Raw genomic sequence first — 24,779 nt, 5'->3', positions numbered from 1 at the left:
ATAACTAGGAGGCTCTGAGAATCTTAACGTTTAGACTATTCGTCGTTGTTATTTCCGGCAAACTTGAGTGATAAATGGTGACTTGATCACGTCCGGTTTGCTTGGAGTAGTACATGGCTTTATCGGCTTCAATTAACAACTCTCTTACTGTTGATTGAACGTGCTGTTTTTCTGTAATACCGATACTTACCGTCATATAAATAATATGCTCATCGACATGGCAAGGGGTTTGCGAGATAGCTTCACGAATCTTTTCGGCTATATCATACGCTTCAATGGCACTTTTTCCTTTTATTAATATACAAAACTCTTCACCTCCAAGTCGGCCGATTTTACTGTTGGGTGGAAGGTTATCTTGGCATGTTTTTGCTACTTGAACGATCGCGTTATCGCCAGAGAGATGCCCTACCTTATCGTTTATCTCTTTGAAGTGATCGATGTCGACCATAAGGCATGACAGTGAACTCTCGGAAGATTCTAGTGCTTGCTCTAACTCAATGAAGAACGCTCGTCGATTTAATGTGCTGGTTAGCTCATCTGTTTCAGAAAGGCGTTTAAGCTCAGTTTGGTATAGATACTCTTGGGTGATATCGCTTTGTTTCCAGATCACAACCCATTCACCACTTGGTACTTCTATTGGTGTTAGGTGTGCTTTGATCCAACGTTCTCCACTTTCATCGAGTGCATCAAGCTCTTCTATTGATAACTGCAACTGCTGACATGGGGTTATGGCGTACTGCAGGCTTTGTGCTGTTCTGGTTGAGATTGCGAGCGCTATCGCTTGAAGAAGTTGATCGGCGATCTGAGGTGGAACGAGATCGGATAGCCCCTTGGCGTGTGCGTGTTTGAAATGAAAATCTTCAATGACCTCACCGGCTTGGGTGACGATACTGTGACGATCAGGCAGCTCTCTGAGGATCAGATAAAGCCATTCTTCTCGTTGCATATCAATCATATAGACAGCCTGAATGTGAAGTTAATTGATCATTATATCGCCTAATTGCTTCATGGCAATCGTAACCGCTCACACATTGGTTAATCTTTGTAAGCTATTGTACTTATTTGATTTTGCTGGATTGGTATAAGGGATGCTGTACGCGAGCCATCAAATATGGTGTCGAACTGTATCATTGCGGTATCGCTGGTGGGGGGAGTTAAAGGATCGGAGGCTGGTTGTCAGTCCCTATTACTAGCCGATAAGTCAAAAAAAAGGGCTAGCAATCGTTGCTAACCCATATAGTTATAAAAAATAATCAGCGTTTAGTTCATGCCGTATTTTTTTAGTTTTTTGCGAAGAGTTCCGCGGTTGATACCCATCATAGTTGCTGCACGAGTTTGGTTACCACGCGTGTATTGCATTATGGTATCGAGTAATGGCTGTTCAACTTCAGCTAGCACTAACTCATATAGTTCAGTGACTTCTTGGCCATTTAATTGAGCAAGATAGTTTTTAAGAGATGCTTTAACTGAGTCACGCAGTGGTTTTTGCGCGATCTGGTCTTGTGAAGTAACGGTAGTAACTGTTAAAGCTTCTGAAGTTATATTTTGTTCGAACATATTCGGTCTAGCTCTTCTCATTAATTATGATGCAACGTTATCAAAATAACCTTCTAATGCTTCAAGTTGCAGCGGAGCTGCATCGATAGCATTGAAGGTACGGCGAAACTCACTTGCCTGTTCATGCGATTTTAAATACCACCCAACATGCTTACGAGCAATGCGGGGGCCTAAGAACTCACCATAAAAATCATGGAGAGCATTCACATGCCCAAGCAATATGCTTTTCACTTCCTCAAAAGGAAGATCCGGCATTGTGGTACCGTTTTCCAAAAAGTGTTGGATTTCCTGAAAAATCCAAGGGCGACCCTGTGCAGGGCGTCCAATCATTAAAGCGTCAGCGCCAGTGTACTCTAGAACAAACTTAGCTTTCACTGGACTATCGATATCGCCATTAGCGATAACCGGTATTGAGATAGCTTGTTTCGCCGCTTTAATGTGTTCATATTCGGCCTCACCTTTGTACATACAAGCTCGAGTTCTCCCATGGAGCGCCAGTGCTTGTATCCCGCAGTCTTCGGCTAATTTAGCTATGTAGACACAGTTACGATTCTCTGTATCCCAGCCAGTCCGGGTTTTTAGTGTCACAGGAACATCTACAGCATTAACAACGGCGGTTAGAATCTCTTTAATGAGTTCTGGACGCTGTAGTAATGCCGAACCGGCTAGCTTCTTGTTCACTTTTTTTGCTGGACAACCCATATTGATATCGATGATTTGTGCACCGTTTTCAACATTAAATTGCGCAGCTTCTGCCATAAGCTGTGGATCTGCACCTGCAATTTGCACTGAGCGAATACCAGATTCACCTTCGTGCACCATGCGTTGCATAGATTTAGACGTTTTCCACAGTTTTGGGTTTGACGACATCATTTCACTGACGGCCATCCCCGCACCATAACGTAGGCATAACTCTCGAAAAGGTCTATCGGTTACTCCAGCCATAGGCGCAACAATTAGATTATTCTTGAGTTGATGATTTCCTAGTTTCAAAACGTCTTCACAGTTATACGGCAGCAAGGGCGCGCATTTTACGCATTTTTTTGCTGCGTGAAAAGACTAATATTTGAGCATTTACAAATTGTTTGTGTAAACTGTATGAATTTCAATCAATTAAGCGTAAAAAGTCTTTGTTAGGCGCGTTTTGAACCAGAAATACGGCACCATTCACTGATTTCCTTGATTGGATCGATGTGAAATTCGTCTTGGTAGTAAGTCGCTACATCTTCAGCTTGCGTGTCCAGCACGCCTGACATAGCTAAAGCACCATTGGGCTTAACTAGGCCCTTAATGATCGGTGACAGTTCACGAAGAGGCGCTGCAAGGATATTGGCGACAACAACATCTGCGACAAAGCCTTCAGGTTGATCTTGAGGCAAGTAGACCTCAAGTTGATCTTCAACACCATTGCGTTGGGCATTGTCTTTAGAAGCAACCAGCGCTTGTGGATCGATGTCGATACCGACTACTTTCTTCGCGCCTAGTTTGATGGCAGCAATGGCCAAAATTCCTGATCCACAACCAAAATCAATCACTGTCTTTCCGGTTAAATCTAGGCCTTCAAGCCATTCTAGGCATAAGGCTGTCGTTGGATGTGTTCCTGTCCCAAAGGCAAGGCCCGGATCAAGCATAACGTTGACAGCGCTAGGATCGGGTACTTCTTTCCAGCTTGGGCAAATCCATAATCGCTCACCAAACTTCATTGGGTGGAAGTTATCCATCCACTCTCGCTCCCAGTCTTTATCTTCAAGTTGCTCAATTTTGTAAGCAAATCCTTCGTCTAGCAGCTGACTCAATTTGATTTGCTTTAGAATGAACGTCGTATCGTCTTCTGCATCAAACAGTGCGAGAACATCGATATCACCCCAAAGGCGGGTTTCCCCTGGCAATGGCTCAAAAATTGGGGTGTCGCGAGCATCTAAAAAAGTCACTGATAAGGCACCAGCTTCCTCCATTAGCATATCGCTAATGGCTTCGGCATTGTCTTTGGTTGCGTTAAGTTTGATTTGAATCCATGGCATGTGTATGTGCTCTTAGAAAGATGGAGATAGTGGAATGGCGCAGAGTTTAGCAGAAATTTGCCGATTTTATAGCCATAAACAAAAATGCCCACCGAAGTGAGCATTTTGGCTACGCTTAGAGGATTAACCCTAGCGAAAAAGAATCTTACTGAAGACCAAGCTTCTTCTCAAGATAGTGGATATTTGCACCACCGTGTTGGAAGTTTTCGTCGTTCATGATGGATTCTTGCAGTGTTACGTTCACTTTGATGCCTTCGATGATCATTTCGCTCAACGCATTTTTCATACGAGCAATAGCAACATCGCGGTTCTCACCAAAGGTGATCAGTTTACCGATCATTGAATCGTAATGAGGTGGCACGGTGTAACCTGTGTAAATATGCGATTCCCAACGAACGCCCATACCACCAGGAGCATGGAAGCGTGTGATCTTACCTGGAGAAGGTAAGAAACGTTCAGGATCTTCAGCATTGATACGACATTCGATGGCGTGACCGCTTAATTTGATATCATCTTGCGTAAAGGATAAAGGCTGGCCTGCTGCCACACGAAGCTGTTCTTTAATAAGATCAACGCCGGTAACCATCTCTGTTACTGGGTGCTCAACTTGAATACGCGTGTTCATTTCGATGAAGTAGAACTCCCCGTTTTCGTATAGGAATTCGAACGTACCAGCGCCGCGGTAACCGATTTCAAGACATGCTCGTGTACAACGTTCACCAATGTACTTACGCATTTCTTCTGTAATACCTGGAGCAGGGGCTTCTTCAACGACTTTCTGGTGACGACGTTGCATTGAACAGTCACGCTCACCAAGGTGAATAGCGCCACCTTGACCATCAGCAATAATCTGAACTTCAACGTGACGAGGGTTTTCTAGGAATTTCTCCATATAAACCACATCGTTATTGAAACACGCTTTCGCTTCTGCACGAGTCATTGCAATCGCTTCTACAAGATCAGCGTCACTGCGTACCACTCGCATACCACGACCACCGCCGCCGCCAGAGGCTTTGATGATGACTGGGAAACCAATGCGTTTTGCGTGTGCTTTGTTCTTTGCGTCATCATCATCCAATGGACCATCCGATCCTGGAACACAAGGAACGCCTGCTTTTTTCATCGCGGTGATAGCAGAAACTTTGTCACCCATGATGCGAATCGTTTCCGCTTTAGGACCAACAAAGATGAATCCGCTTCGCTCAACTTGCTCAGCAAAATCAGCGTTCTCAGATAAGAAACCGTAGCCAGGGTGAATCGCTACTGCTCCTGTTACTTCTGCTGCTGAAATAATACGAGGAATGTTTAGGTAGCTATCAATACCACGAGCAGGACCTATACACACCGTTTCATCAGCAAGAAGAACGTGCTTTAGGTCGCGATCAGCGGTTGAGTGAACCGCTACGGTTTTGATGCCTAATTCTTTACATGCGCGAAGGATTCGAAGTGCAATTTCACCTCGGTTCGCGATGACTAATTTATCTAACATGAGAGACTGCCTCTATTATTCGATAACAACAAGTGCTTGGTCGAACTCAACCGGTTGGCCATCTTCAACTAGGATCGCAGTAACTACACCAGATGTGTCAGCTTCGATTTGGTTCATCATTTTCATTGCTTCAACGATACAGATCGTATCGCCAGCGTTAACTTGTTGGCCAACTTTAACAAATGGTTTTGCATCTGGGCTTGGAGCGCCATAGAAAGTGCCAACCATTGGGGAAAGAACCTGGTGTCCAGAAGGCGCAGTTGGAGCCGCTTCTACTGCTGGAGCCGCGCTAGCGATTGGTGCAGCTGCTGGTGCTGCAACAGGTGCAGGAGCCGCGTATTGCATCGGTGCCATTTGTGGAGCCGCACCGTGACGACTGATTCTTACTGACTCTTCACCTTCAGAGATCTCTAGCTCAGCAATGCCAGATTCTTCGACTAATTCAATAAGCTTTTTAATTTTGCGGATATCCATTTTTCTTTTCTCTTCATCTTGTGAATAAGACAGCTCCTAAGTGAGCTGTAGAGTGTTGGTTTACTTTAAAAGTAATCTTGTTACTTTGGCGGCTAAGTATTTACTTTGATTGCAAGTGCTTAATGGCTGCCGACAAAGCGAATTCATACCCTTGTGCGCCTAAACCACAAATAACACCTTCAGCTTTATCTGAAAGGTAAGAGTGATGGCGGAAAGGCTCTCGTGCATGTACGTTTGATAAATGCACTTCAATAAATGGGATAGCAACACCGAGTAATGCATCGCGTAGAGCAACACTAGTGTGCGTAAAAGCTGCGGGATTGATAATAATAAAATCCACTTTACCAAAGGCATCATGAATGGTTTCGATCAGCTCATATTCACGATTCGATTGGAGATGTTGCAACTCAACCTGAGCATCTGATGCCTGCTCGGTTAAGGTGTCAATGATCTGAGCCAGCGTTTGAGAACCGTAATGAGCGGGCTCTCTTAACCCTAAAAGGTTAATATTTGGACCATTTAGGACTAGAATGCGAGATTTTGCAGTCATTGTGTTGCCATCTTCCTATATCGTGTGATGAATCATAATATTCCCACATATTCAAAGAATCGGCATGAAATTTTTGTCAAAAGATCGCGATTTTTTGAAAATAGAACACGATTATAGCTAATTCAGCGCAAATCGCAGCAATTTACTGGTCTAATCACCTGTTTGTAACGGCTGGTTCTGTTACCGAGTTAACAAAAAACACATTAACCCTCATATCTGTATGGTTAAAATTTGAGGTTGTTCCCATAAAAAAACCGCCACAGGAGTGACGGTTTCATCTACAGAGTGTTTTAAACGTATCGTTTATCTCACTTGGTGAGTTTCGCTTAGGCAATCACCTTTTTATTGGTGAATGATTAAACAAGTTCTGCTTTTTCTGCGATAAGCTTTTCTACCACACTCGGATCCGCGAGTGTTGATGTATCACCTAAGTTGCTGGTGTCACCGGTAGCAATTTTGCGCAAAATACGTCGCATGATTTTACCTGAGCGAGTTTTTGGCAGTGAGTCGGTCCAGTGGAGGACATCTGGTGTCGCAATAGGGCCAATTTCTTTACGTACCCAATCTTTCACTTCTTTATGAAGTTCAGCAGATGGGAACTCACCGTCATTTAACGTAATGTACGCGTAGATTGCTTGGCCTTTGATATCGTGTGGAATACCCACAATCGCAGCCTCTGCTATTTTACTGTGAGCCACCAGTGCTGACTCGACTTCCGCGGTACCCATACGGTGACCGGATACGTTCAGTACGTCATCGACACGGCCAGTAATCCAGTAATAACCATCTTCATCACGCCTTGCTCCATCACTGGTGAAGTACATGCCTTTGAAGGTTGAGAAGTAGGTTTGCTCAAAACGTTCATGATCGCCATAAACCGTTCGCATTTGCCCAGGCCAAGAGTCGAGAATAACCAGGTTACCTTCCGCTGCTGTTTCTTCGATAATGTTGCCCATATTATCAACTAGGGCTGGCTGTACACCAAAGAATGGACGAGTGGCGGAGCCCGGTTTTAGATCGGTCGCGCCTGGCAGTGGTGCAATCAAAATGCCGCCAGTTTCCGTTTGCCACCAGGTGTCGACGATGGGTGATTTTTCGTTACCGATGGTTTTGTAATACCACTCCCAAGCTTCTGGGTTAATAGGTTCACCCACCGATCCCATAACGCGTAGACTTGAGCGTGATGTTCCATCAATGGCTTCTGTTCCTTTCGCCATTAGTGCGCGAATCGCGGTTGGCGCAGTGTATAGAATATTAACTTGGTGTTTATCGACCACTTCACTCATGCGGCTTGTGTTTGGATAGTTTGGCACGCCTTCAAATAGAATGGTTTTAGCACCATTCGCCAGTGGCCCATAGATAAGGTATGTGTGACCAGTGATCCAACCTACATCCGCTGTACACCAGAATGTTTCACCTTCTTGATAATCAAAGACATATTTGAACGTCATGGTGGCGTAAACTAGATAGCCGCCAGTGGTATGCAGCACACCTTTTGGTTTACCCGTTGAGCCTGAGGTATAAAGAATAAACAGTGGGTCTTCAGCCTTCATCTCTTCTGGTGGACAGTCAGCAGATACTGATGCTGTTGCTTCATGCCACCAAACATCACGATGCTCATGCCAATCAATATCGCCACCAGTACGTTTGAAAACAAAGACTTTTTCAATGTTCTTCACTTCTGGGTTAGTCAGTGCTTCATCAACGTTTTTCTTCAATGGTACAGCGCGGCCACCACGAACACCTTCATCAGCAGTCACAACCACTTTTGCATCTGAATCAATGATACGGCCAGAGAGTGCTTCTGGAGAGAAACCACCGAATACAACAGTATGAACCGCGCCAATACGTGTACAGGCAAGCATAGCAACCGCGGCTTCTGGAACCATTGGCATGTAAAGGCAGACAACATCACCTTTACGGACGCCCTGTTCTTTTAGAGCGTTTGAAAATAGACACACTTCTTTATGCAGTTCGTTAAATGTTAGTGTCTTGTCGTCGGCAGGATCATCGCCTTCCCAAATGATGGCCACTTCATCACCGCGCTTGGCAAGGTGACGGTCGATACAGTTGGCTGAAACGTTTAGGGTACCGTCTTCAAACCAGCGAATGTCTACATGACCAGTATCGAACGAAGTGCTTTTAACTTGAGTAAATGGCTTGATCCAATCAACGATTTTTCCGTGCTCAGCCCAAAATCCTTCAGGGTTAGAGACAGACTGCTGGTACATGGCTAGGTAAGTGTCATTATCCGCATGGGCATTTGCTTTAATATGTTCTTTTACCGGATAAACGTGGGCTTCACTCATTGCTTCTCTCCTTGGGCCTTGATGTGGCGAGCTAGATAAATTTCCATTTTATTGTTGCTATGAATTCGTTTTATTAAACGTTATTGGAAAGTTTGTATAACTCACACTCTCTGTTAACTGACGGTTTTCCACAATTAGACTTTAGGATGAGAGGGGATTGTTCACTTATTTAATCGGGGCTTAGTTTGAAAAAGTGCGAAGCGAGTCAAATGTTTAATTGAGGGTATGATGTACTTAATTACCGATACGGGACGGTAAAGGAAGGCAGATCGCCTTTTGTGAGCCGAACAAAAACCAGAGCAGCCGATATCGCGTCTTGCAGTGCATCATGTTTGCCTTGTATTGGGATATCGAGGTGTTTACAAATGGCATCCAGGCTGAGATCAAAATAGGCATTGGGCAGATGACGTTCAAGCTTGTCGTGATAAATTTGGCTCACTTCAATAAGAGAGTTTGGCAAGGGAAACCCAAGATGTTTTTTACAGGCAATATCAAGGATCGTCTTGTCGTAGCGTATGTGGTAACCCACCAGAGGGCGACGCCCAATAAAGTCGAGGAGTTGTATGATGGCGTCTTTTTCCCCAATGCCATCCACTAGGTCTTGATGTCGTATTTTGTGAATTTTAACTGAACCGGAATCGAGAGACTGGGGCGCTCTTAAGCGGACTTCAAACGGTTTACTTGTGATGATTCGGTTATCGATGATTTTTGTTGCTGCAATCGTGACTAATTCAGCGCGGTGAGGATCCAAGCTGGTGGTTTCACAATCAAGGGAGACAAACTCTCCTTTTTGAGGAGTACCAAAAAGCGACTGATAGGGGGATCCCTTCAGCTTAAAGTACCAAAACTTGCGTAATAACCAGTTCATCGAGTGTTTACCATTATGATCACGGTTTAATCCCTTATTTGGTAATGATAGCTAAGGAACTGTTTGAATTTTTTCACCACGTGTAAGCTGTGCCGCAATATGTCTCGTTCCGTTCTATCGAGTTGTTTTAATTCAATGTTGTTTGAGCTGTGATCGAGAGAGAGCTGCTGAGATAAGCGTAACTTGAAAAATAGTTTTAACGCTTCACTGAGGTTATCGGCGGTTTCTGGTTCCAAAATGCGTTTGACCCGCAGAGTTTCAATGCGCTCGAAGGTGTTCTTTTCACTGAGCCCATACTCTAAAGCCAGTGCTCGTATGCCATGGACGATAGGAAAAATGCCCCCCCGCTTTATATCCAGCCCTTCTTTTACTTTTTTGACGTTACCAAACAATGTTAAGGGGATAGAAAATTGAAGCGCTGGTCGAGTGAATTCTTGCAGCACCAACATTTTATTTTTCATCAAGTTCTGCAAATGGTCACTGACACTCGTCAGCAGTTGTCGATTCCCAGCGACGGCATGAGCATCTGCCATGATGGCGATATCCATAACATGTTCTGGTCTTGCACCTTGTACCCAACGATCAATCGTCTCTTTCCAATGTTGTTGCGATTTGACCCATTTGGGGTTGTTAACCATGACGTCGCCAGGGCAAAGAGGGTAGCCGAGTTGTTGCAGCGTATGAGTTAACTCGTTCATGATGGGCTGGCATTGATGCCACTCTAAACCTTCTTTGATGATCAGCGCGTTATCTTGGTCGGTTTTTAGTATTTGCTCCCCGCGTCCTTCTGATCCAAGAACAATCAAGCAGCAATGGTCATGCAAGGCGGGGGGCACCACCAATTCGAATGCCTTTTCGATGATTTGTTCGTTGACCGCCGAAATGAGTTCCATGATAAAGCGGGTGCGAATGCCATTGCTCAGTAAGCTCTCAACCAGTTGTCGTTGACGGTTTGAAGCGAGTGCTAACTCCTCGATACTGGTTGAACGGGCGATACTTAACGTGAGTACATGAGAGTGTGTTGAAAATGCACTCAGAATTTGTGTCATGTCTAGCATGCCCACCGCTTCTTTTCCATCACACACCATGACTCGCTTCATTTTATTACGCGTCATCGAGATCATAGCGTTGAAGAGGAAATCACCATCGTCAATATGAACCACAGGAAAAGTCGCAATTTTACTGACAGCGGTATCTAACGGGTGATTGTCGAGCATGACGGCGTGCAACATATTCGTGCGAGTGACAATGGCGTAAGGGTGAGCGCTGGCATTGTCGATTAAGCGAAGATCGTGGTCAGGAAGCCGAACCAGTGCCGAATCTACCCCTGCTTCTTTTAGCTGTAGGGTGACCTCATTAAGTGGTTGTTCGGGCTCTAAAATCATTGGAGGGTGGTAAATGGAGCTGTCCACTTTGGTTAAAATAAATTCTGCGAGATTTTGCTGTTGCTGAGCTTCTTTGATAAGTACTTGGCGCTTTTTTAAGTTGTTATCAAAGTAAGCCGCAAATTGACCGTTCGCTTCATACAGTTCAGTGAAAATATCTTTTGGCAGCAAGTACGAGAGAGTGTCTTCTAAGGCGATGTATTGGTGGCGAGCGTTACCCTCAAATAGAGCCCTGACATCAAACATGTCATCATTGGCGTAATGGGCGTAAACTTCAGAGGTGTTCGTTGAGCGCTCTTCGACTGCGCCTTTGATTAGGATGTTTAAATAGTCACAGGGCTGGTCTGGTTGTAAAATAATGTCTTTATTGCGGTAATAAGCGACATCAAGAGAAGAGCGTAATGTGTGCTGCTGCTCTTCTGTAAGTCGGTCAAAAGGTGGGGATTGCATATTAAATTTGTCTGGCATCACCGTTCCTCTCAATTGATTACCCGCATTGTCAGTGTGACAAATTTCGCCAGTACCTCCAGACGACTTTGGTCTAATGTCTTCGTAATGATTTTTCTAGGCGATACTTAAACCGGAAATCAATCAAGGCGCTTTCTTCCCTTTTTTATCTCTTAAGCAAGGTCCATAATGGCCTCGCTTGCTCAATTCCCTTTTGGAGTCTTTGATGTTAACCCCATCTCCTTTTGCCTGGATCTCCCAGTATTTTGTTGGTTTCTTTTTTGCTTACGGTGTTTATCTCCCGTTTTGGGCGCTTTGGTTTGAAGAACAAGGTGTCTCCGCGACCGATATTGGTCTGCTTGTTGGTGTAGGGTTTGCGACTCGTTGTGTTTCGAACTTGGTGATTACCCCTCGAATTCATAAAGCGGAACATCTTCTTCCTGCACTTAGGTGGTTGAGCTTAGCGGCATTTTTGTTTGTCGGTTTCCATTTCTTCACGGGAGGCAATTTTTGGCTAATGGTACTGGCAACGGTGCTGTTTAATCTATGCTGTGGCCCCATCGTGCCACTGTCGGATGCCCTTGCTAATTATTACGCTCGGTTAAAAAGGTTGGATTACGGACGAACCCGTTTATGGGGATCGATTGCTTTCATTGCAGGTTCTACCGTCGTGGGTTATCTGGTGTCCTTGTATGGCACGGATATGATTCTTTATACCGCGTTGGCAGGGGTACTTTTCTCATTGATCATTTCAATGAGGAACATTTCGGTCATGCCGGAAACCCAAAATAAGCAAATCACCGAGCGACCAAAAGTATCTCAACTTTTACGTGAGTGGCCAGTGATTAAGTTCTTAACATTAATTGCGCTTATCCAGGGGAGCCACGCGGCTTATTACAGCTTTAGTGCCATTTACTGGCGTGATGCGGGTTACTCGGCGGATATCATTGGTTATTTGTGGAGCTTGGGCGTTGTTGCTGAGGTGATGGTGTTCGCTTTCAGTAAGCGCTTCTTCTCTGGTTGGACACTGCGAGCCCTATTTGTGATGGCGGCCATTGGTGTCATGGTGCGTTGGGGGATCACAGCGTCAACGACCGAAATCTATGCGTTGGTTCTTGTGCAGCTTCTGCATGGTGTCACCTTTGCTGTGGCACACATTGCAGCTATTCAATACATTCAGCAAGAAGAAGAGCATAAAATGGTGGCACTGCAAGCCTTGTATAATGCGATTCCTCTGGGGGCGGTCATCGCTCTTCTTACAACGCTCAGTGGCTGGGGTTATGAGAATTGGGGAGCGAATGTTTTTTGGGCGATGGCTTTAATGGGAGGACTGGCGCTGCTTGTGAAAGTCGAACCTAGAGCGTCAATCATAACCGATGTGCAGAAAGCGGAGCCCAAAGCACAGAATTAGACTCAATAGATTGAGATTACGGCAGTTCCTTAGTTAAATGAAATCTCTCCTCCTTATTATTGATTGGGCGAGAGGTTTTTTATTTTGTAACGGCTGCTTAGAAAAGGATGTCTAATGCAAGGATGGATCGTCATACCCGTGTCACTCGCGTACCTTGGCATTTTGTTTTTGGTCGCTTGGTATGGTGACCGCCAATCTCATTGGCTTGCTAAATGGCGGCCTTGGATCTACAGCCTATCCATTGCGGTGTACTGTACCTCCTGGACATTCTACGGAACGGTTGGACAGGCAAGCAGTAACCCCTGGTCCTTTTTGCCCATATACATCGCGCCCATTATTGTCTTTACCTTAGGGTGGCGGGTATTAGCGCGCTTAGTCTTGACCGCGAAACGAGAGCATATCACCTCAATTGCCGATTTCATCGCGGCCCGATACGGAAAGTCACAAGGCCTTGCGGTCGTGGTTACGCTGATAGCGGTGGCTGGTATCTTGCCATATATCGCACTGCAATTACGCGGTATCACCATGGGGTTGGAGATTGTCGCACCAAACTTGGCAAGTGATCTTGGTTATCAAGACCGCTATGTGTCCTGGTTTGTAGTGGGGGCGTTAGCGATGTTTACCATGTTGTTTGGTACGCGCCATATCGATAATACCGAGCATCACCGCGGCATGATGATGGCCATTGCGTTTGAATCGGTGATTAAGTTGGTGGCATTTTTGACCGTTGGGTTCTTTATTATTTACTTGGCGTGGAATCAAGAAAACATTGATTTAGTCTCGGTAGCAAAGCAAACCTATCAATCTCCCAATCTCCCGACCTTATTCATTCACACATTACTGACGATGGTGGCGATTGTCTGTTTACCAAGACAATTTCACACCATGGTTGTAGAGAATGAACGAGCTCAAGATCTTCACACTGCGCGCTGGTTGTTTCCTCTCTATCTGATCTTAATGGGTATCTTTGTTCTTCCTATCGCATGGGTAGGGCAAAGCTTGCTGGCGGGAAGCCCTGCCGACGCTTATGTCATCAGTGTTCCAATGTCTGTGGGGGCCGACAATATTGCCCTGTTGGCGTTTTTAGGAGGCACCTCTGCGGCTAGTGGTATGGTGATCGTCTCCACCATTGCACTCGCTATCATGGTGTCCAATGATTTGGTGATGCCACTGCTACTTCGACGTATGCGAATTACCGGAAAAAATCATCGACACTTTTCTGGGTTATTGTTGATCATTCGACGCGCCTTGATTCTATTGCTACTGATTGGCGCATGGGGTTTTTATCAAGCTCTAGACACGATTCACTCTTTATCTGCTATTGGGTTCCTTTCATTTGCTGCGATTACTCAATTTGCTCCAGCTTTGATTGGAGGGATGTATTGGCGTACTGGTAATCGAAAAGGGGTGTATGTCGGTCTTGCTTTTGGGTTTGGCATCTGGCTCATTACCTTGATGAGTCAAACCGGTATTTTAGCGGGAGATGCAAGTAATAATGCCCTCCTTTGGGTGATCACCCCACCAGAACTATTAACCGACTGGGGAATTAAAAGTTCTGATTGGGGAATGCTACTCAGCGTTTTGATCAATACGTTTTGCTATGTTTTTATCTCTATGGTGACGCGAGCTAGCCTAAGTGAGCGCTTACAATCAGCTTCATTTGTGGGTACGCCATTACCTGAGAGTGAAAACCAAAGTCTGTATCAAAGTCGAGTTACGGTTGCTGAGCTGGAGATGCTGGCTTCTCGTTTTGTAGGGCGAACACGCGTCCGCAATGCGTTTAAGCAGTTTTGGAATCAGCAACATGAAACACTGTTACCGAATCAACAAGCACCATCAACTCTGATTCGTCATACAGAGCGTGTGCTGGCTGGTGTGTTTGGCGCTTCTTCCGCTAAGTTGGTACTGACTTCTGCACTGCAAGGTAAAAATATGCAGTTAGAGGAAGTGGCAACAATAGTTGATGAAGCATCGGAGTTGTATGACTTTAGTCGAGGGCTTCTTCAAGGCGCGATTGAACATATTGGGCAAGGCATCGCCGTGGTTGATAGACAACTGAGGCTGGTGGCCTGGAATCAGCGTTATCTAGAACTGTTTGAATTTCCCGCAGGGCTTATTCAAGTGGGAAGACCGATTGCTGATGTGATTCGACATAATGCTCAGAACGGGCTTTGCGGTCCGGGTGATCCTGAAGGCCATGTCCGACGACGAGTGCAACACTTAGAGCAAGGAACAAGGCACACATCTTCTCGAATTCGCCCAGATGGCCGAGTGATTGAGGTACAAGGTAATCCAATGCCAAGCGGTGGTTTTGTGATGAGCTTTACCGACATCACCGTCTTTAGAGATGCAGAGCAAGCGTTAAAAGAAGCCAATGAAACGTTAGAATCTCGGGTTCTAAAGCGTACACAAGAGCTAGAACGTCTTAACAAACAGCTGGTCAGTGCGACGCAACGTTCAGAGCACGAGTCTCAGTCAAAATCCCGTTTTTTGGCGGCAGTCAGCCACGATTTGATGCAACCACTCAATGCAGCTCGCTTATTTGCATCATCCCTAACGGAGGTGGCGAAAGAACAAGAAGTGAAAGGTTTATCTCGCCATATTGAAAGCGCCTTGGAAGCCGCCGAGGATCTTATTGGCGATTTGCTCGACATTTCACGGCTTGAATCGGGCAAGTTAGATGTCAATATTCACAGCTTTGCCATAAAAGATGTTCTGGCGAATTTGGATGCGGAATTTAGCGCTCTGGCTAAGCAGCAACAGCTGTCATTTAAGATGATCCCTTCGTCATTAGTGGTGAAGTCTGATCCCAAGTTATTAAGGCGAGTGGTCCAAAACTTTCTCACCAATGCTTTCCGTTATTGTCCGAAAGGTAAAGTGCGTCTCGGTGTGAGACGAGTCGGCGATGATGTTCGCATAGAGGTTTGGGATAATGGTATTGGCATTGATGAAAACAAACAGCAAGAGATCTTTGAAGAATTTACTCGAGGCAGTCAAATTCGTTCAGATCAAGGTTTGGGTCTTGGCCTGGCAATTTCAAAAGGCATAGCCCATGTATTAGGTCATCAAATATCGTTACGATCTTGGCCAAAAGAAGGCAGCGTATTTTCGATCACCTTAAATCGAGCGAGCAGCGAACAGATCGTTGAGATTAAACCAACGTCGTTGCCTGTATCCGACCTGTCGCATTTAAAAATTCTCTGTGTGGATAACGAACGTGAAATCCTAGTTGGGATGGAAAGCTTATTGGCGCGATGGGGTTGCGAAATCAAAACAGCGGAGGATTTAATGCAAAGTTTGAAGGCTCTGGAAGATAATTGGGTTCCCGATGTGATTTTCTCAGATTATCGATTGGATAATGGCCGGACTGGATTAGAAGTTTTGCAGCAGTGTCGCCTGCGCTTAGGGGATAACTTCAAAGGTGTCATTATCAGCGCTGATAGAACACAAGATATGTTGGATGGAATAAAGTCTAACGGGTTTGCTTTTATTCCTAAGCCAGTCAAACCGCTGAAACTGAGAGCTATTTTAAATCAGATAAAATAGCTCGTTTCTCATTGTTTGAATTGATTTTATTCGGACTTATTAAGCAACGTCTCGTAGGTCACGAAGATGGTTTGGGTATCGCCGTAGTATAAAGTGTCGTTCACTTGAGCAGCGACTCTTAACCAGTTTTCCTCTGATGAAGGGGCGGGTAGTGTTACTTTCCAGTTAAGGTTGGTTTCGTCGATACGTACCATGCTCACCGGTGTACCTGTATCTTCTAAATTTTCTGCTAGCGATACCTTAATGCCTTCTAAAGGAAGCTTTGAGCTGAGACTGAGAAACAGTTGATCGTCAGTCAGGTTTTCTGAACGAAACTTAATTTTAAATTCGCCATTTTCCATATCACATAAGCCACTCGTATAACGACAGTTCGATTTACTTAAGAGCTTGTATGCTTCTCCTTTTTTTGCCGCGTGGGGTTTCTCACTGAGGGCCATATCTGTACCCACGTAAGCGAGAATCGAGAGAACAGGAGTAACGAGCATAGCAACGATGAGGTGCTTACTTTTAAACATATTGGCTTCCTTGCTGCAATAGGCGCTATAAAAAGTTAACTAATTGTAATAATAGATAAAGTACAGTATTGGACAGATAAAAAAAGCCCCCGAAGAGGCTTTTGTGGGATAGGTTATATTTTAGTGATCAACAGCATCACCAGCACCGGCAGGAATTCGCACGTGCTCAACCAAGTCTTTTACTTCTTGTGGTGTTTCTGCGGTTACGCGAGAGACACAGAAGGCAACAACAAAGTTAAATACTGCACCGATTGCACCGAAGGCATTTGGTTCAATACCTAAGAACCAGTTGCTTCCCCAGCTTTCAAGGTAAGTCCAGTCAGCAACAAACAGAATACCTTTGTGTTGGAATACGTAGAACAGTGTAATAGTGATACCTGTAATCATACCCGCAATCGCACCTTCTTTATTGATGGTCTTGCTGAAGATACCCATCATCAATGCAGGGAAGATGGAGGAGGCTGCTAGACCAAATGCGAGGGCGACCGTACCCGCCGCAAATCCTGGTGGATTGAGGCCCAAATACCCCGCAACAGCTATTGCGACCGCCATGGATATTCGACTGGCGAGCAATTCTTTCTTCTCTGATATGTTGGGGTTTATGACCCCTTTGATTAAGTCATGAGAGATGGAAGATGAGATAGCAAGCAATAGACCGGCAGCCGTTGATAGTGCTGCTGCTAGGCCACCCGCTGCAACCAAAGCGATAACCCAGTTAGGCAGTTTTGCAATCTCAGGGTTAGCCAATACCATGATGTCACGGTCTACTTTCAGCTCATTGGTCTCTGCGCTAGAAGTGTAATTGATGTTGCCATCATTATTTATGTCATCAAAACCAAGTAGCCCTGTTTTTTCCCAGTTCTTAAACCAATCAGGACGTTCATCATAAGCAAGGTACTGACCAGGAGCCGGATTTACCGTATCCATTAGGTTCAGGCGTGCCATTGCTGATACCGCAGGTGCTGTCGTATAAAGAATAGCAATAAAGAACAGTGCCCAACCTGCTGATGTACGTGCATCACGAACTTTTGGTACGGTGAAGAAACGAATGATTACGTGAGGCAGACCCGCTGTACCAATCATCAGTGACATCGTGTAGACGAACATATTTAATGTATCGCCCCGGACCTGGGTGGTGTATTCACTGAATCCGAGCTCGGTGACGACTTGGTCTAGCCGGTCGAGCAAGTAGACATCGGTTCCTATCATGGTACTCCCTAAACCGATTTGGGGTAGAGCGTGACCAGTAAGTTGCAGAGAGATAAAGACTGCTGGAATAGTGTAAGCTAAAATGAGTACGCAATACTGAGCAATCTGCGTGTAAGTGATCCCTTTCATTCCGCCCATTACAGCGTAAATGAAGACGATACACATACCAATGATAAGACCGGTTGAGTAGTCAACTTCTAGGAAGCGTCCAAATGCAACGCCAACCCCTTTCATTTGACCAATAACATAAGTAACCGAAGCGATAATCAAACAAGCAACGGCAACAACACGAGCGGTTTTGGAGTAAAAACGCTCACCTACAAACTCAGGCACCGTAAACTTACCAAACTTACGTAGGTAAGGTGCTAGAAGTAGGGCAAGTAGTACATAACCACCTGTCCAGCCCATTAGGAAGACTGAACCACCATAACCCATAAAGGCGATTAAACCGGCCATCGAAATAAACGATGCGGCAGACATCCAGTCGGCTGCAGTTGCCATACCATTCGCTATTGGGTTGACACCACCGCCAGCGACGTAAAATTCTTTGGTTGAACCAGCACGCGCCCAAATGGCGATACCGATATATAGGAGAAATGTGGCACCTACTACGAGATAGGTGATAGTTTTCAAGTCCATCTGACGTATTCCTTATTCGTCTACATTAAATTCGCGGTCGATTTGTCTCATTCTCCACGCATAATAAAAGATGATTGCTAAAAATGCGTAAATAGACCCTTGCTGTGCAAACCAGAAACCCAGTTTGTATCCACCTAGTTGGAACTGATTGAGCACATCTACAAATAAGATGCCGCAACCAAAAGAAACTAAGAACCAAACAACCATTAGACCGATCATGAGTCTTACATTTTTGTCCCAGTAGGCCTTGGCACGCTCTTGATTTTCAATCGCCATTGCCGTCTCCTTGCTATGTTGTGTTGTTAATGAAATGTTTCATTTTCTACAATAGCAAGGAGTGAGTAATGGATCTTTTCAACTTTAGTCGTGGGTGAAAAACGAAATATCCTTTAAAAATAAGGATCTCATTGGTGTTTGGAGGGAAAGTGTGATGTTAAGGTGATGTTAATTTAGCCAAAGGTCTAAGGTTTGTTCATTTTTTATCAAGATATTAGACAAATAGAGTCATTAATTTGCCATTATGGAACAAGATAATGTGTAAAATACCACATTGATAGTCATGCGATTGCGTATTTTGGTAAGCTATAAATCTGTATTTTAGCCATTCCATAGTCGATGTTTTTAGTAGTAAGGGGAGTTGATTGGACGTCCAAACAATAAATAGTTTGTTTCTTACGGGTGCAGCGTTGATAGCACTGAGTGTTGTGCTTACCCGAGCCTCTTCCAAGCTTGGTATTCCTATTCTGGTCATTTTTCTTTTCGTTGGCATGCTTGCTGGAGAAGATGGGCCTGGTGGGATCAATTTTGACGATTACTCGCTCACTTACCTTGTGAGTAATTTAGCTCTGGCTGTGATTTTGCTTGATGGGGGAATGAGAACCAAAGTCTCTAGTTTCAAAGTCGCGTTTTGGCCTTCACTCTCTTTAGCGACCATCGGCGTAGCAATGACGGCGACGTTAACGGGATTAATGGCGGCTTGGTTGTTTGACCTCACTTTAATTCAAGGGATTCTTGTTGGCGCAATTGTTGGTTCTACCGATGCGGCGGCGGTATTTTCTTTGTTGAAAGGGCAAAGCTTGAATGACCGTGTTGGTGCAACTTTAGAGATAGAGTCAGGAACCAATGACCCGATGGCCGTTTTCCTCACGGTCACTCTTATTGCAGTGTTAGCCAACCCAGGTACTGATCTGGGCGTCAGTTTCCTTTTATCCAGTTTTGCTTTGCAGTTTGGTGTTGGTGCGCTTGTTGGTGGCGTAGGTGGTTGGTTACTTTGGTCACTCGTAAATCGAATACAGTTACCGGAAGGCTTATACTCTATTTTGGTTTTAAGTGGTGGTGTCGCCCTGTTTGCATTATCAAACAGTCTTGGCGGCAGCGGCATTTTATCTATCTATTTGGTGGGTTTGCTTATCGGCAATAAACCCACATGCTCGCGTCATTCTATTTTAAGTGTATTAGATGGCATGACATGGCTTAGCCAAATAGTGATGTTCTTAGTTCTAGGCTTACTCGTCACGCCTTCCACTTTACTTGATATTATGCTCCCAGCTCTAGCCCTGGCGTTTAGTATGATTGTTTTCGCTCGTCCAATCTCGGTTTGGGTCGGGTTGTTACCATTTAAAAGCTTTAACACGCGAGAGCGTTGGTTTGTCTCTTGGGTCGGTTTGCGTGGCGCCGTTCCTATCATCCTTGCGGTATTCCCCATGATGGCAGGTTTACCCAATGCTCAACTCTATTTTAATATTGCTTTCTTCGTCGTTATGGTGTCGTTAACAGTGCAAGGAGGCAGCTTAATGAAAGCCGCAGTATTGGCTCAAGTCACCTTACCACCGAAGCCAACACCGATATCCAGAACCGGTATTGAAATATTCCCAACGAGCGAATGGGAGATGTTCATTTATAAACTCAAACCAGAAAAATGGTGTGTGGGTGAACCTCTGAAACGCTTGGCTATGCCTGAAGGTACTCGAGTTACCGCTGTATTTCGTGATAATCAGCTTCTTCACCCTAGCGGAAGCACTCAGTTAAAAGCGGAAGATACCTTATGCGTGTTAGGTCAAGATAAGAATTTAGATGCGTTAAGCGAACTGTTTAGTGTGGCACCCGTTGAGGATGAGGCGAAACGTTTCTTTGGTGACTTCTTCTTAGCAGCCGATACATTGTTATCTCATGTGGCGGAACATTATGGTATTGAAGCTTCTGAGTATGCAGATACCAGCACTCTTAAGCAGGTAGTACAGCAAGAGCTCGGCCAATACCCAGTATTAGGCGATAGCTTTGACTGGGCTGGGCTGCATTGGGTTATTGCTGAAATTCAGGATCATGAAGTGGTGAAACTGGGTTTATGCCTGCCAGAGACCGAAGAGGAAGAATAGCAACTTCGCCTAATGATATGCATGCGTAAAATGAGCATACAACTGCGAACATTAGGCGTGAGATTCTTGCAGTAGAATGACCGCCTGAGTGCGGTTTTTCACATTGAGCTTACGAAAGATAGCCGTCATATGCGCTTTAATGGTCGCTTCGGAAACATTAAGCTCATAGGCTATTTGTTTGTTTAGCAATCCGTCAGAAAGCATACCCAAAACCTTGTATTGCTGAGGTGTCAGTGTCGCCAATTTTTCTGCTAAATCTAAGCAAGCTGCATTATTGGTGATTAAGCCTTCAGGGAAGAAAGGGTCACCATTGAGAACTTGATTGACCGCGCTGATCAGTTCACGCATGTCACTTGACTTGGGTATGAAACCAAACGCCCCATGGCTTTTTACCTGGCTCACTACCGAAGCTTCTTCACTTGCTGAAACCACCACAATCGGAAGATCGGGGTATTCAGCTCTAAGATGAATCAGCCCTGACATACCATTAGCGCCTGGCATTTTGAGGTCAAGTAGCAGTAAGTCTGGTTCCTCTTCTTTCTTTAATAAGTTCAGCAACGCATCCAGCGAATCGGCTTCAAGTAAATTTGCGCCACTGACTGCCATGTGAACAGACTGAAACAATGCATTGCGAAATAACGGATGATCATCTGCAATGATAATGGAATAGGTTGGTTCCATACGGGTTGCACTTATTAGGAAAAGTTAATTTAGTATCACTACTTGAGAGGGGTGTGACAACTGATAACAAGTGATTGCCTAATTTTTCTTCTTAAAATGTGAAAGAGTTAGGTTATCTCTGCCTAACTCTTTCATTTATTGAGTGCAATGAATCTTTTGCTAGCGACTCATCGCTATTCAAAGCCCATCGCTATTCAAAAATAGGCGCGTCGTAGTCTTCAGCTTCATCGCTGTACGCGGTTACAACAGCATCCGCAACTAACCCAGTTTCAGCTTGAACCTGAGTTTCAAAGAAATGCTGAATCTGTTTACGGCGTCCGTGAGCAGACCAACTTTCTTTATCTGCCCAGATTTCGTTAAACACAATAGGGAAATCCGTGCGTGTTGCGCTTGGGTGATCAATCTGACGCGTTAGCGTGTATTGAATACAGCCTTCTTCACGATATGCATCGGGTTCTAGTGCTTTTAATACTTCAAACAGTTCGGCTTCTTTGCCTGGTTTTGGCTTGAATTGAGCCAATACATACACTTTTTTAGACATGATCATTCCTTAAATTATTAGCCAGTTGTTGTTGAACGTGTTTTTATCCGATACTTATGATTTTTAAATGCCCGTTTTTATCAAATGCTCAATATTATCAATGCTCTAAAGGTGCTGGATAATAGGAGCTATTGATCATCCAGCAAGGTCGAAATATGCGATAAAAATGGTCCTGCTTCCATAAATCCAGTCAATCTTGCACTTGGAATCCGCGCTCCGGATGCGTCCCAAAACTCAATGGTTGGCAATCCCAGTACATTCAGGTGCTGGAGTAGCCTAATGTCTTCTGGTTGATTTCTGGTGACATCAGCTTGAAGCAAAACAAAGCGTTGTAGTTGAGCTTCTACATCGGGTTGATGGAAGGTGTACTTTTCAAACTCTTTACAAGCCACGCACCAGTCTGCGTAGAAATCGAGCATGACAGGTTGATGATTTTTTTTGGCAATGGCGAGTTGGGCTTCAAGCTCACTCACGCTCTTGACGGGAATGAACTCGATTGTCGATTGGCTCACGTTCGCCTGAGGGTTAAACCAATAATTGAGCGCGGGCTGAGCGGAGGCAAACAGCCCCAGTACCGCGACAATACCAACGGCACTTTGCTTCCAACCACCAAAGGGCAGTTTATTCTTGATGTGATATAGCCAGCCAAAGGCAACTAATCCTAGCAATGACCAGAGTGACGTTGCCCAAATTGGCGGCAAGATACGTTCAAGCAAGAAAATGGGCGCGGCGAGCAAAATAAACCCAAAGAGAGTTTTAACCACATCCATCCATCCACCTGCTTTAGGCAGTAATTTATTGCCAAATACAGCGGCCAGCATCAGCGGGATGCCCATTCCCATCGCAAGGGCATAAAGAGCAACGCCCCCCGTTAATAGATCGCCACTTTGCGCAACATACAGTAATGCGCCAGAGAGTGGTGCCGTTGTGCACGGAGAGCAGACAAGACCAGATATTGCACCCATTGCAAAAACGCCCAGGCTACTGCCCCCTTTTTGCTTGTTATTTAAATTGCTTAGCCACGTTTGCATGCTACTTGGAAGTTGCAAGCTATACAGCCCAAACATAGATGCAGCGAGGGCAACAAACAATGCACTTAATCCGATCAAAACATAAGGATGTTGCATCGCTGCTTGGAACTGCAGGCCAGCAGACGCAACCACTAAACCGAGCAACGTGTAAGTAAGGGCCATACCTTGAACATAAAGGAACGACAAACCAAGGGCGCGAGAGTGGCTGAGTTTACCACTGCCCAGCACGATACTCGTGAGTATTGGGTACATCGGCAGTACGCAAGGTGTAAAAGCTAGGCCCACACCAAGCGCGAGAAACAAAAGAGGGGTCCACCAGTTCTCGGCAAGATGATTGGCTAGGGTATTATCATTGGAAACTGGGCTATCAGTGGGTTTTGTCTCTGTATTCGTGCCCGTCGATAAGGTTTGTTTGTCTAAGGTTTCGGCTGAATCCGATGGTGATGCATTATTTGATGGTGATGTGTGGCTTGTCGAACCTGAATTGTCTGCCGTAGGTGCAGGCGCAGCAAAGGCATCAAGGTTAATTATGCGTGTTTCTGGAGGATAGCAGAACCCGGCTTTTGCGCACCCTTGATATTGAACAATGATACGAGCATTGTCTTGGTAATCGAACAAAGGAATCGTGACTAGAAGAGGCTCGGTATAAATGTTGACCTTACCGAAAAACTCATCTTCATAGGGTTCACCCTGACGCATATTGATGTCGCCAAGAGTGACATTTTCACCACTAATCGAAATGCGATTTTGGTACAGGTAGTAATCGGATTTTACCTGCCAATCAAGAAAGAGGTTTGCATCTTGTTGGTAGTGATTAAATGGAAAGGCTTCATCTACCGGAACAAACGTATTGTTATTCGATGGTGTGAATAACGAATCTGAGTTATCTGAAAATAACGCGTGGGCGGGAAGCGCTGACAGCGATAAAAAGAGAGCAGAAACCAAAGCAAATAAACGCATACAAACCGTCTTCTAAATTAAGGATGAGTAATCTTACCTTAATCAGACAGGTTTGAGGGGCATTAAGTTTCATCGACAATGAAACAAGCCTTTCACTAGCCGAGATAAACAGACTAATGAAAGGCTTGTAACATCGATTTTGTGAAGTCGATAGCGCGCCGTGGGTAGAGAACCAGCGAGACAAATTTGGTGGCTACTTCACCCCCAAACGGGCTCTGACGATGGCTTCACAAGCATCAATATTGTCCACATTTTTAGGAATGATGAGTACCGTATCGTTGCCTCCGACTGTCCCCAAGATTTCAGTATGTGGATCAATGTCCACCAGTCTAGCGACCAATTGCGCGCTGCCTGGATGGGTTTTGACCACAACCATGGACTGGTTATGGGTGATGACTTCAATTTGGGAGGCAATGGATGATTCCACGCGGACAGGGGCGCTTTCTACCGTGATGCAGTAAACCTTTTTTCCACAGGCATTTTGTACTTTTACTACCCCTAAATTGGAGAGCAAGCGTGAGACGGTGGATTGGCTGATACCCTCAAAACCAATGTCGATGAGTTTTAAGCGCAAATCATTTTGCGTGGCGAAACTTTGCTGTTGCAGTAAGCGTTTACAAGCGGCAGTTAACGTTTTGTCTTCTGCGGAACACAAGGATTCATGCTCTAAGGTGTCGTTCACAATCAACTCCTTTTTATGGAGGTTCAAAATATCGCCAGTCCTTAGCGCTTTGTGTACTCCTAAATCCTTAGAGTACTCGTTATATTGAT

General features: G+C 44.9%; 20 protein-coding genes. 3 read left to right on the top strand and 17 right to left on the bottom strand.

Annotation, left to right across the window (positions count from 1 at the left end):
• Window positions 1–4 precede the first annotated feature (4 nt).
• The 10 genes from QF117_RS19840 to QF117_RS19795 all read right to left on the bottom strand — a co-directional run bounded on the left by QF117_RS19840 (window position 5) and on the right by QF117_RS19795 (window position 11,121).
• Window positions 5–955, bottom strand: a complete 951-nt coding sequence (locus QF117_RS19840) for a GGDEF domain-containing protein (RefSeq protein WP_282387804.1) — start codon at window positions 953–955, stop codon at window positions 5–7.
• A gap of 305 nt (window positions 956–1,260) precedes the next feature.
• On the bottom strand, window positions 1,261–1,557 hold the full coding sequence (gene fis / locus QF117_RS19835; RefSeq protein ID WP_017035697.1) for a DNA-binding transcriptional regulator Fis: 297 nt from the start codon (window positions 1,555–1,557) through the stop codon (window positions 1,261–1,263).
• A gap of 24 nt (window positions 1,558–1,581) precedes the next feature.
• Window positions 1,582–2,550: a tRNA dihydrouridine synthase DusB gene (gene dusB, locus QF117_RS19830; RefSeq protein ID WP_282387802.1), complete on the bottom strand. Its 969-nt coding sequence runs from the start codon at window positions 2,548–2,550 to the stop codon at window positions 1,582–1,584.
• Window positions 2,551–2,690: 140 nt separating this feature from the next.
• Complete coding sequence (gene prmA, locus QF117_RS19825) at window positions 2,691–3,578, bottom strand: 50S ribosomal protein L11 methyltransferase (RefSeq protein WP_282387800.1); 888 nt, start codon at window positions 3,576–3,578, stop codon at window positions 2,691–2,693.
• Between the two features lie 145 nt (window positions 3,579–3,723).
• Window positions 3,724–5,067: an acetyl-CoA carboxylase biotin carboxylase subunit gene (gene accC / locus QF117_RS19820; protein ID WP_282387799.1), complete on the bottom strand. Its 1,344-nt coding sequence runs from the start codon at window positions 5,065–5,067 to the stop codon at window positions 3,724–3,726.
• 15 nt (window positions 5,068–5,082) lie between these two features.
• Window positions 5,083–5,541, bottom strand: a complete 459-nt coding sequence (gene accB, locus QF117_RS19815) for an acetyl-CoA carboxylase biotin carboxyl carrier protein (RefSeq protein ID WP_282387798.1) — start codon at window positions 5,539–5,541, stop codon at window positions 5,083–5,085.
• A 100-nt stretch (window positions 5,542–5,641) separates the two neighbouring features.
• A complete protein-coding gene (aroQ, locus tag QF117_RS19810; RefSeq protein ID WP_282387796.1) occupies window positions 5,642–6,091 on the bottom strand; it encodes a type II 3-dehydroquinate dehydratase in 450 nt (149 codons plus the stop codon).
• A gap of 356 nt (window positions 6,092–6,447) precedes the next feature.
• Window positions 6,448–8,400 (bottom strand): acetate--CoA ligase, encoded by a 1,953-nt coding sequence (acs, locus tag QF117_RS19805; RefSeq protein ID WP_282387793.1) that lies wholly within the window; start codon window positions 8,398–8,400, stop codon window positions 6,448–6,450.
• A gap of 238 nt (window positions 8,401–8,638) precedes the next feature.
• Entirely contained in the window at window positions 8,639–9,268 is a 630-nt protein-coding gene (locus QF117_RS19800) for a 3'-5' exonuclease (RefSeq protein ID WP_282387791.1), read from the bottom strand.
• A gap of 26 nt (window positions 9,269–9,294) precedes the next feature.
• Complete coding sequence (locus tag QF117_RS19795) at window positions 9,295–11,121, bottom strand: DUF294 nucleotidyltransferase-like domain-containing protein (RefSeq protein ID WP_282387790.1); 1,827 nt, start codon at window positions 11,119–11,121, stop codon at window positions 9,295–9,297.
• A 205-nt stretch (window positions 11,122–11,326) separates the two neighbouring features.
• Between QF117_RS19795 and QF117_RS19790 the strand changes: the two genes are divergently transcribed.
• Window positions 11,327–12,511 (top strand): 3-phenylpropionate MFS transporter, encoded by a 1,185-nt coding sequence (locus QF117_RS19790; protein ID WP_282387789.1) that lies wholly within the window; start codon window positions 11,327–11,329, stop codon window positions 12,509–12,511.
• Between the two features lie 114 nt (window positions 12,512–12,625).
• Window positions 12,626–16,057 (top strand): PAS domain-containing hybrid sensor histidine kinase/response regulator, encoded by a 3,432-nt coding sequence (locus tag QF117_RS19785; protein WP_282387788.1) that lies wholly within the window; start codon window positions 12,626–12,628, stop codon window positions 16,055–16,057.
• 26 nt (window positions 16,058–16,083) lie between these two features.
• Here QF117_RS19785 and QF117_RS19780 read toward each other — a convergent pair whose 3' ends face one another.
• From QF117_RS19780 to QF117_RS19770, 3 genes are all read right to left on the bottom strand, one after another.
• Window positions 16,084–16,572 (bottom strand): hypothetical protein, encoded by a 489-nt coding sequence (locus tag QF117_RS19780; RefSeq protein ID WP_282387787.1) that lies wholly within the window; start codon window positions 16,570–16,572, stop codon window positions 16,084–16,086.
• 120 nt (window positions 16,573–16,692) lie between these two features.
• Window positions 16,693–18,420 (bottom strand): sodium:solute symporter family protein, encoded by a 1,728-nt coding sequence (locus QF117_RS19775; protein ID WP_282387785.1) that lies wholly within the window; start codon window positions 18,418–18,420, stop codon window positions 16,693–16,695.
• Between the two features lie 12 nt (window positions 18,421–18,432).
• On the bottom strand, window positions 18,433–18,696 hold the full coding sequence (locus QF117_RS19770; protein WP_017035710.1) for a DUF4212 domain-containing protein: 264 nt from the start codon (window positions 18,694–18,696) through the stop codon (window positions 18,433–18,435).
• A 365-nt stretch (window positions 18,697–19,061) separates the two neighbouring features.
• On the opposite strand from QF117_RS19770, the gene QF117_RS19765 reads away from it, so the two are divergent.
• On the top strand, window positions 19,062–20,795 hold the full coding sequence (locus QF117_RS19765; RefSeq protein WP_282387782.1) for a potassium/proton antiporter: 1,734 nt from the start codon (window positions 19,062–19,064) through the stop codon (window positions 20,793–20,795).
• A 51-nt stretch (window positions 20,796–20,846) separates the two neighbouring features.
• On the opposite strand, the gene QF117_RS19760 is transcribed toward QF117_RS19765, so the two are convergent.
• From QF117_RS19760 to QF117_RS19745, 4 genes are all read right to left on the bottom strand, one after another.
• The gene (locus QF117_RS19760) at window positions 20,847–21,476 is read right to left on the bottom strand and encodes a response regulator transcription factor (protein WP_282387781.1); all 630 of its coding nucleotides are present in this window, start codon (window positions 21,474–21,476) and stop codon (window positions 20,847–20,849) included.
• A gap of 190 nt (window positions 21,477–21,666) precedes the next feature.
• A complete protein-coding gene (locus QF117_RS19755) occupies window positions 21,667–22,017 on the bottom strand; it encodes an antibiotic biosynthesis monooxygenase (protein ID WP_282387780.1) in 351 nt (116 codons plus the stop codon).
• Between the two features lie 128 nt (window positions 22,018–22,145).
• Window positions 22,146–24,008 carry a protein-disulfide reductase DsbD gene (locus QF117_RS19750; protein WP_282387779.1) on the bottom strand — a complete coding sequence of 621 codons (1,863 nt, stop codon included), beginning with the start codon at window positions 24,006–24,008 and terminating at the stop codon, window positions 22,146–22,148.
• A gap of 193 nt (window positions 24,009–24,201) precedes the next feature.
• On the bottom strand, window positions 24,202–24,690 hold the full coding sequence (locus QF117_RS19745) for an arginine repressor (protein ID WP_282387777.1): 489 nt from the start codon (window positions 24,688–24,690) through the stop codon (window positions 24,202–24,204).
• Window positions 24,691–24,779 lie beyond the last annotated feature (89 nt).

It is taken from the genome of Vibrio sp. YMD68 (assembly GCF_029958905.1).
Taxonomy (GTDB): Bacteria; Pseudomonadota; Gammaproteobacteria; order Enterobacterales; family Vibrionaceae; genus Vibrio.
Note: the sequence above shows the minus strand (reverse complement) of the source record. Positions and strands in the feature narration are given on the sequence as shown.

Bases quoted from the DNA above. Each gene is read 5' to 3' on its own strand.
- QF117_RS19840 (WP_282387804.1), bottom strand. From the start codon at position 955: ATGATTGATATGCAACGAGAAGAATGGCTTTATCTGATCCTCAGAGAG.
- fis (WP_017035697.1), bottom strand. From the start codon at position 1,557: ATGTTCGAACAAAATATAACTTCAGAAGCTTTAACAGTTACTACCGTT.
- prmA (WP_282387800.1), bottom strand. From the start codon at position 3,578: ATGCCATGGATTCAAATCAAACTTAACGCAACCAAAGACAATGCCGAA.
- accC (WP_282387799.1), bottom strand. From the start codon at position 5,067: ATGTTAGATAAATTAGTCATCGCGAACCGAGGTGAAATTGCACTTCGA.
- accB (WP_282387798.1), bottom strand. From the start codon at position 5,541: ATGGATATCCGCAAAATTAAAAAGCTTATTGAATTAGTCGAAGAATCT.
- aroQ (WP_282387796.1), bottom strand. From the start codon at position 6,091: ATGACTGCAAAATCTCGCATTCTAGTCCTAAATGGTCCAAATATTAAC.
- acs (WP_282387793.1), bottom strand. From the start codon at position 8,400: ATGAGTGAAGCCCACGTTTATCCGGTAAAAGAACATATTAAAGCAAAT.
- QF117_RS19800 (WP_282387791.1), bottom strand. From the start codon at position 9,268: ATGAACTGGTTATTACGCAAGTTTTGGTACTTTAAGCTGAAGGGATCC.
- QF117_RS19795 (WP_282387790.1), bottom strand. From the start codon at position 11,121: ATGCCAGACAAATTTAATATGCAATCCCCACCTTTTGACCGACTTACA.
- QF117_RS19790 (WP_282387789.1), top strand. From the start codon at position 11,327: ATGTTAACCCCATCTCCTTTTGCCTGGATCTCCCAGTATTTTGTTGGT.
- QF117_RS19785 (WP_282387788.1), top strand. From the start codon at position 12,626: ATGCAAGGATGGATCGTCATACCCGTGTCACTCGCGTACCTTGGCATT.
- QF117_RS19780 (WP_282387787.1), bottom strand. From the start codon at position 16,572: ATGTTTAAAAGTAAGCACCTCATCGTTGCTATGCTCGTTACTCCTGTT.
- QF117_RS19775 (WP_282387785.1), bottom strand. From the start codon at position 18,420: ATGGACTTGAAAACTATCACCTATCTCGTAGTAGGTGCCACATTTCTC.
- QF117_RS19770 (WP_017035710.1), bottom strand. From the start codon at position 18,696: ATGGCGATTGAAAATCAAGAGCGTGCCAAGGCCTACTGGGACAAAAAT.
- QF117_RS19760 (WP_282387781.1), bottom strand. From the start codon at position 21,476: ATGGAACCAACCTATTCCATTATCATTGCAGATGATCATCCGTTATTT.
- QF117_RS19755 (WP_282387780.1), bottom strand. From the start codon at position 22,017: ATGTCTAAAAAAGTGTATGTATTGGCTCAATTCAAGCCAAAACCAGGC.
- QF117_RS19750 (WP_282387779.1), bottom strand. From the start codon at position 24,008: ATGCGTTTATTTGCTTTGGTTTCTGCTCTCTTTTTATCGCTGTCAGCG.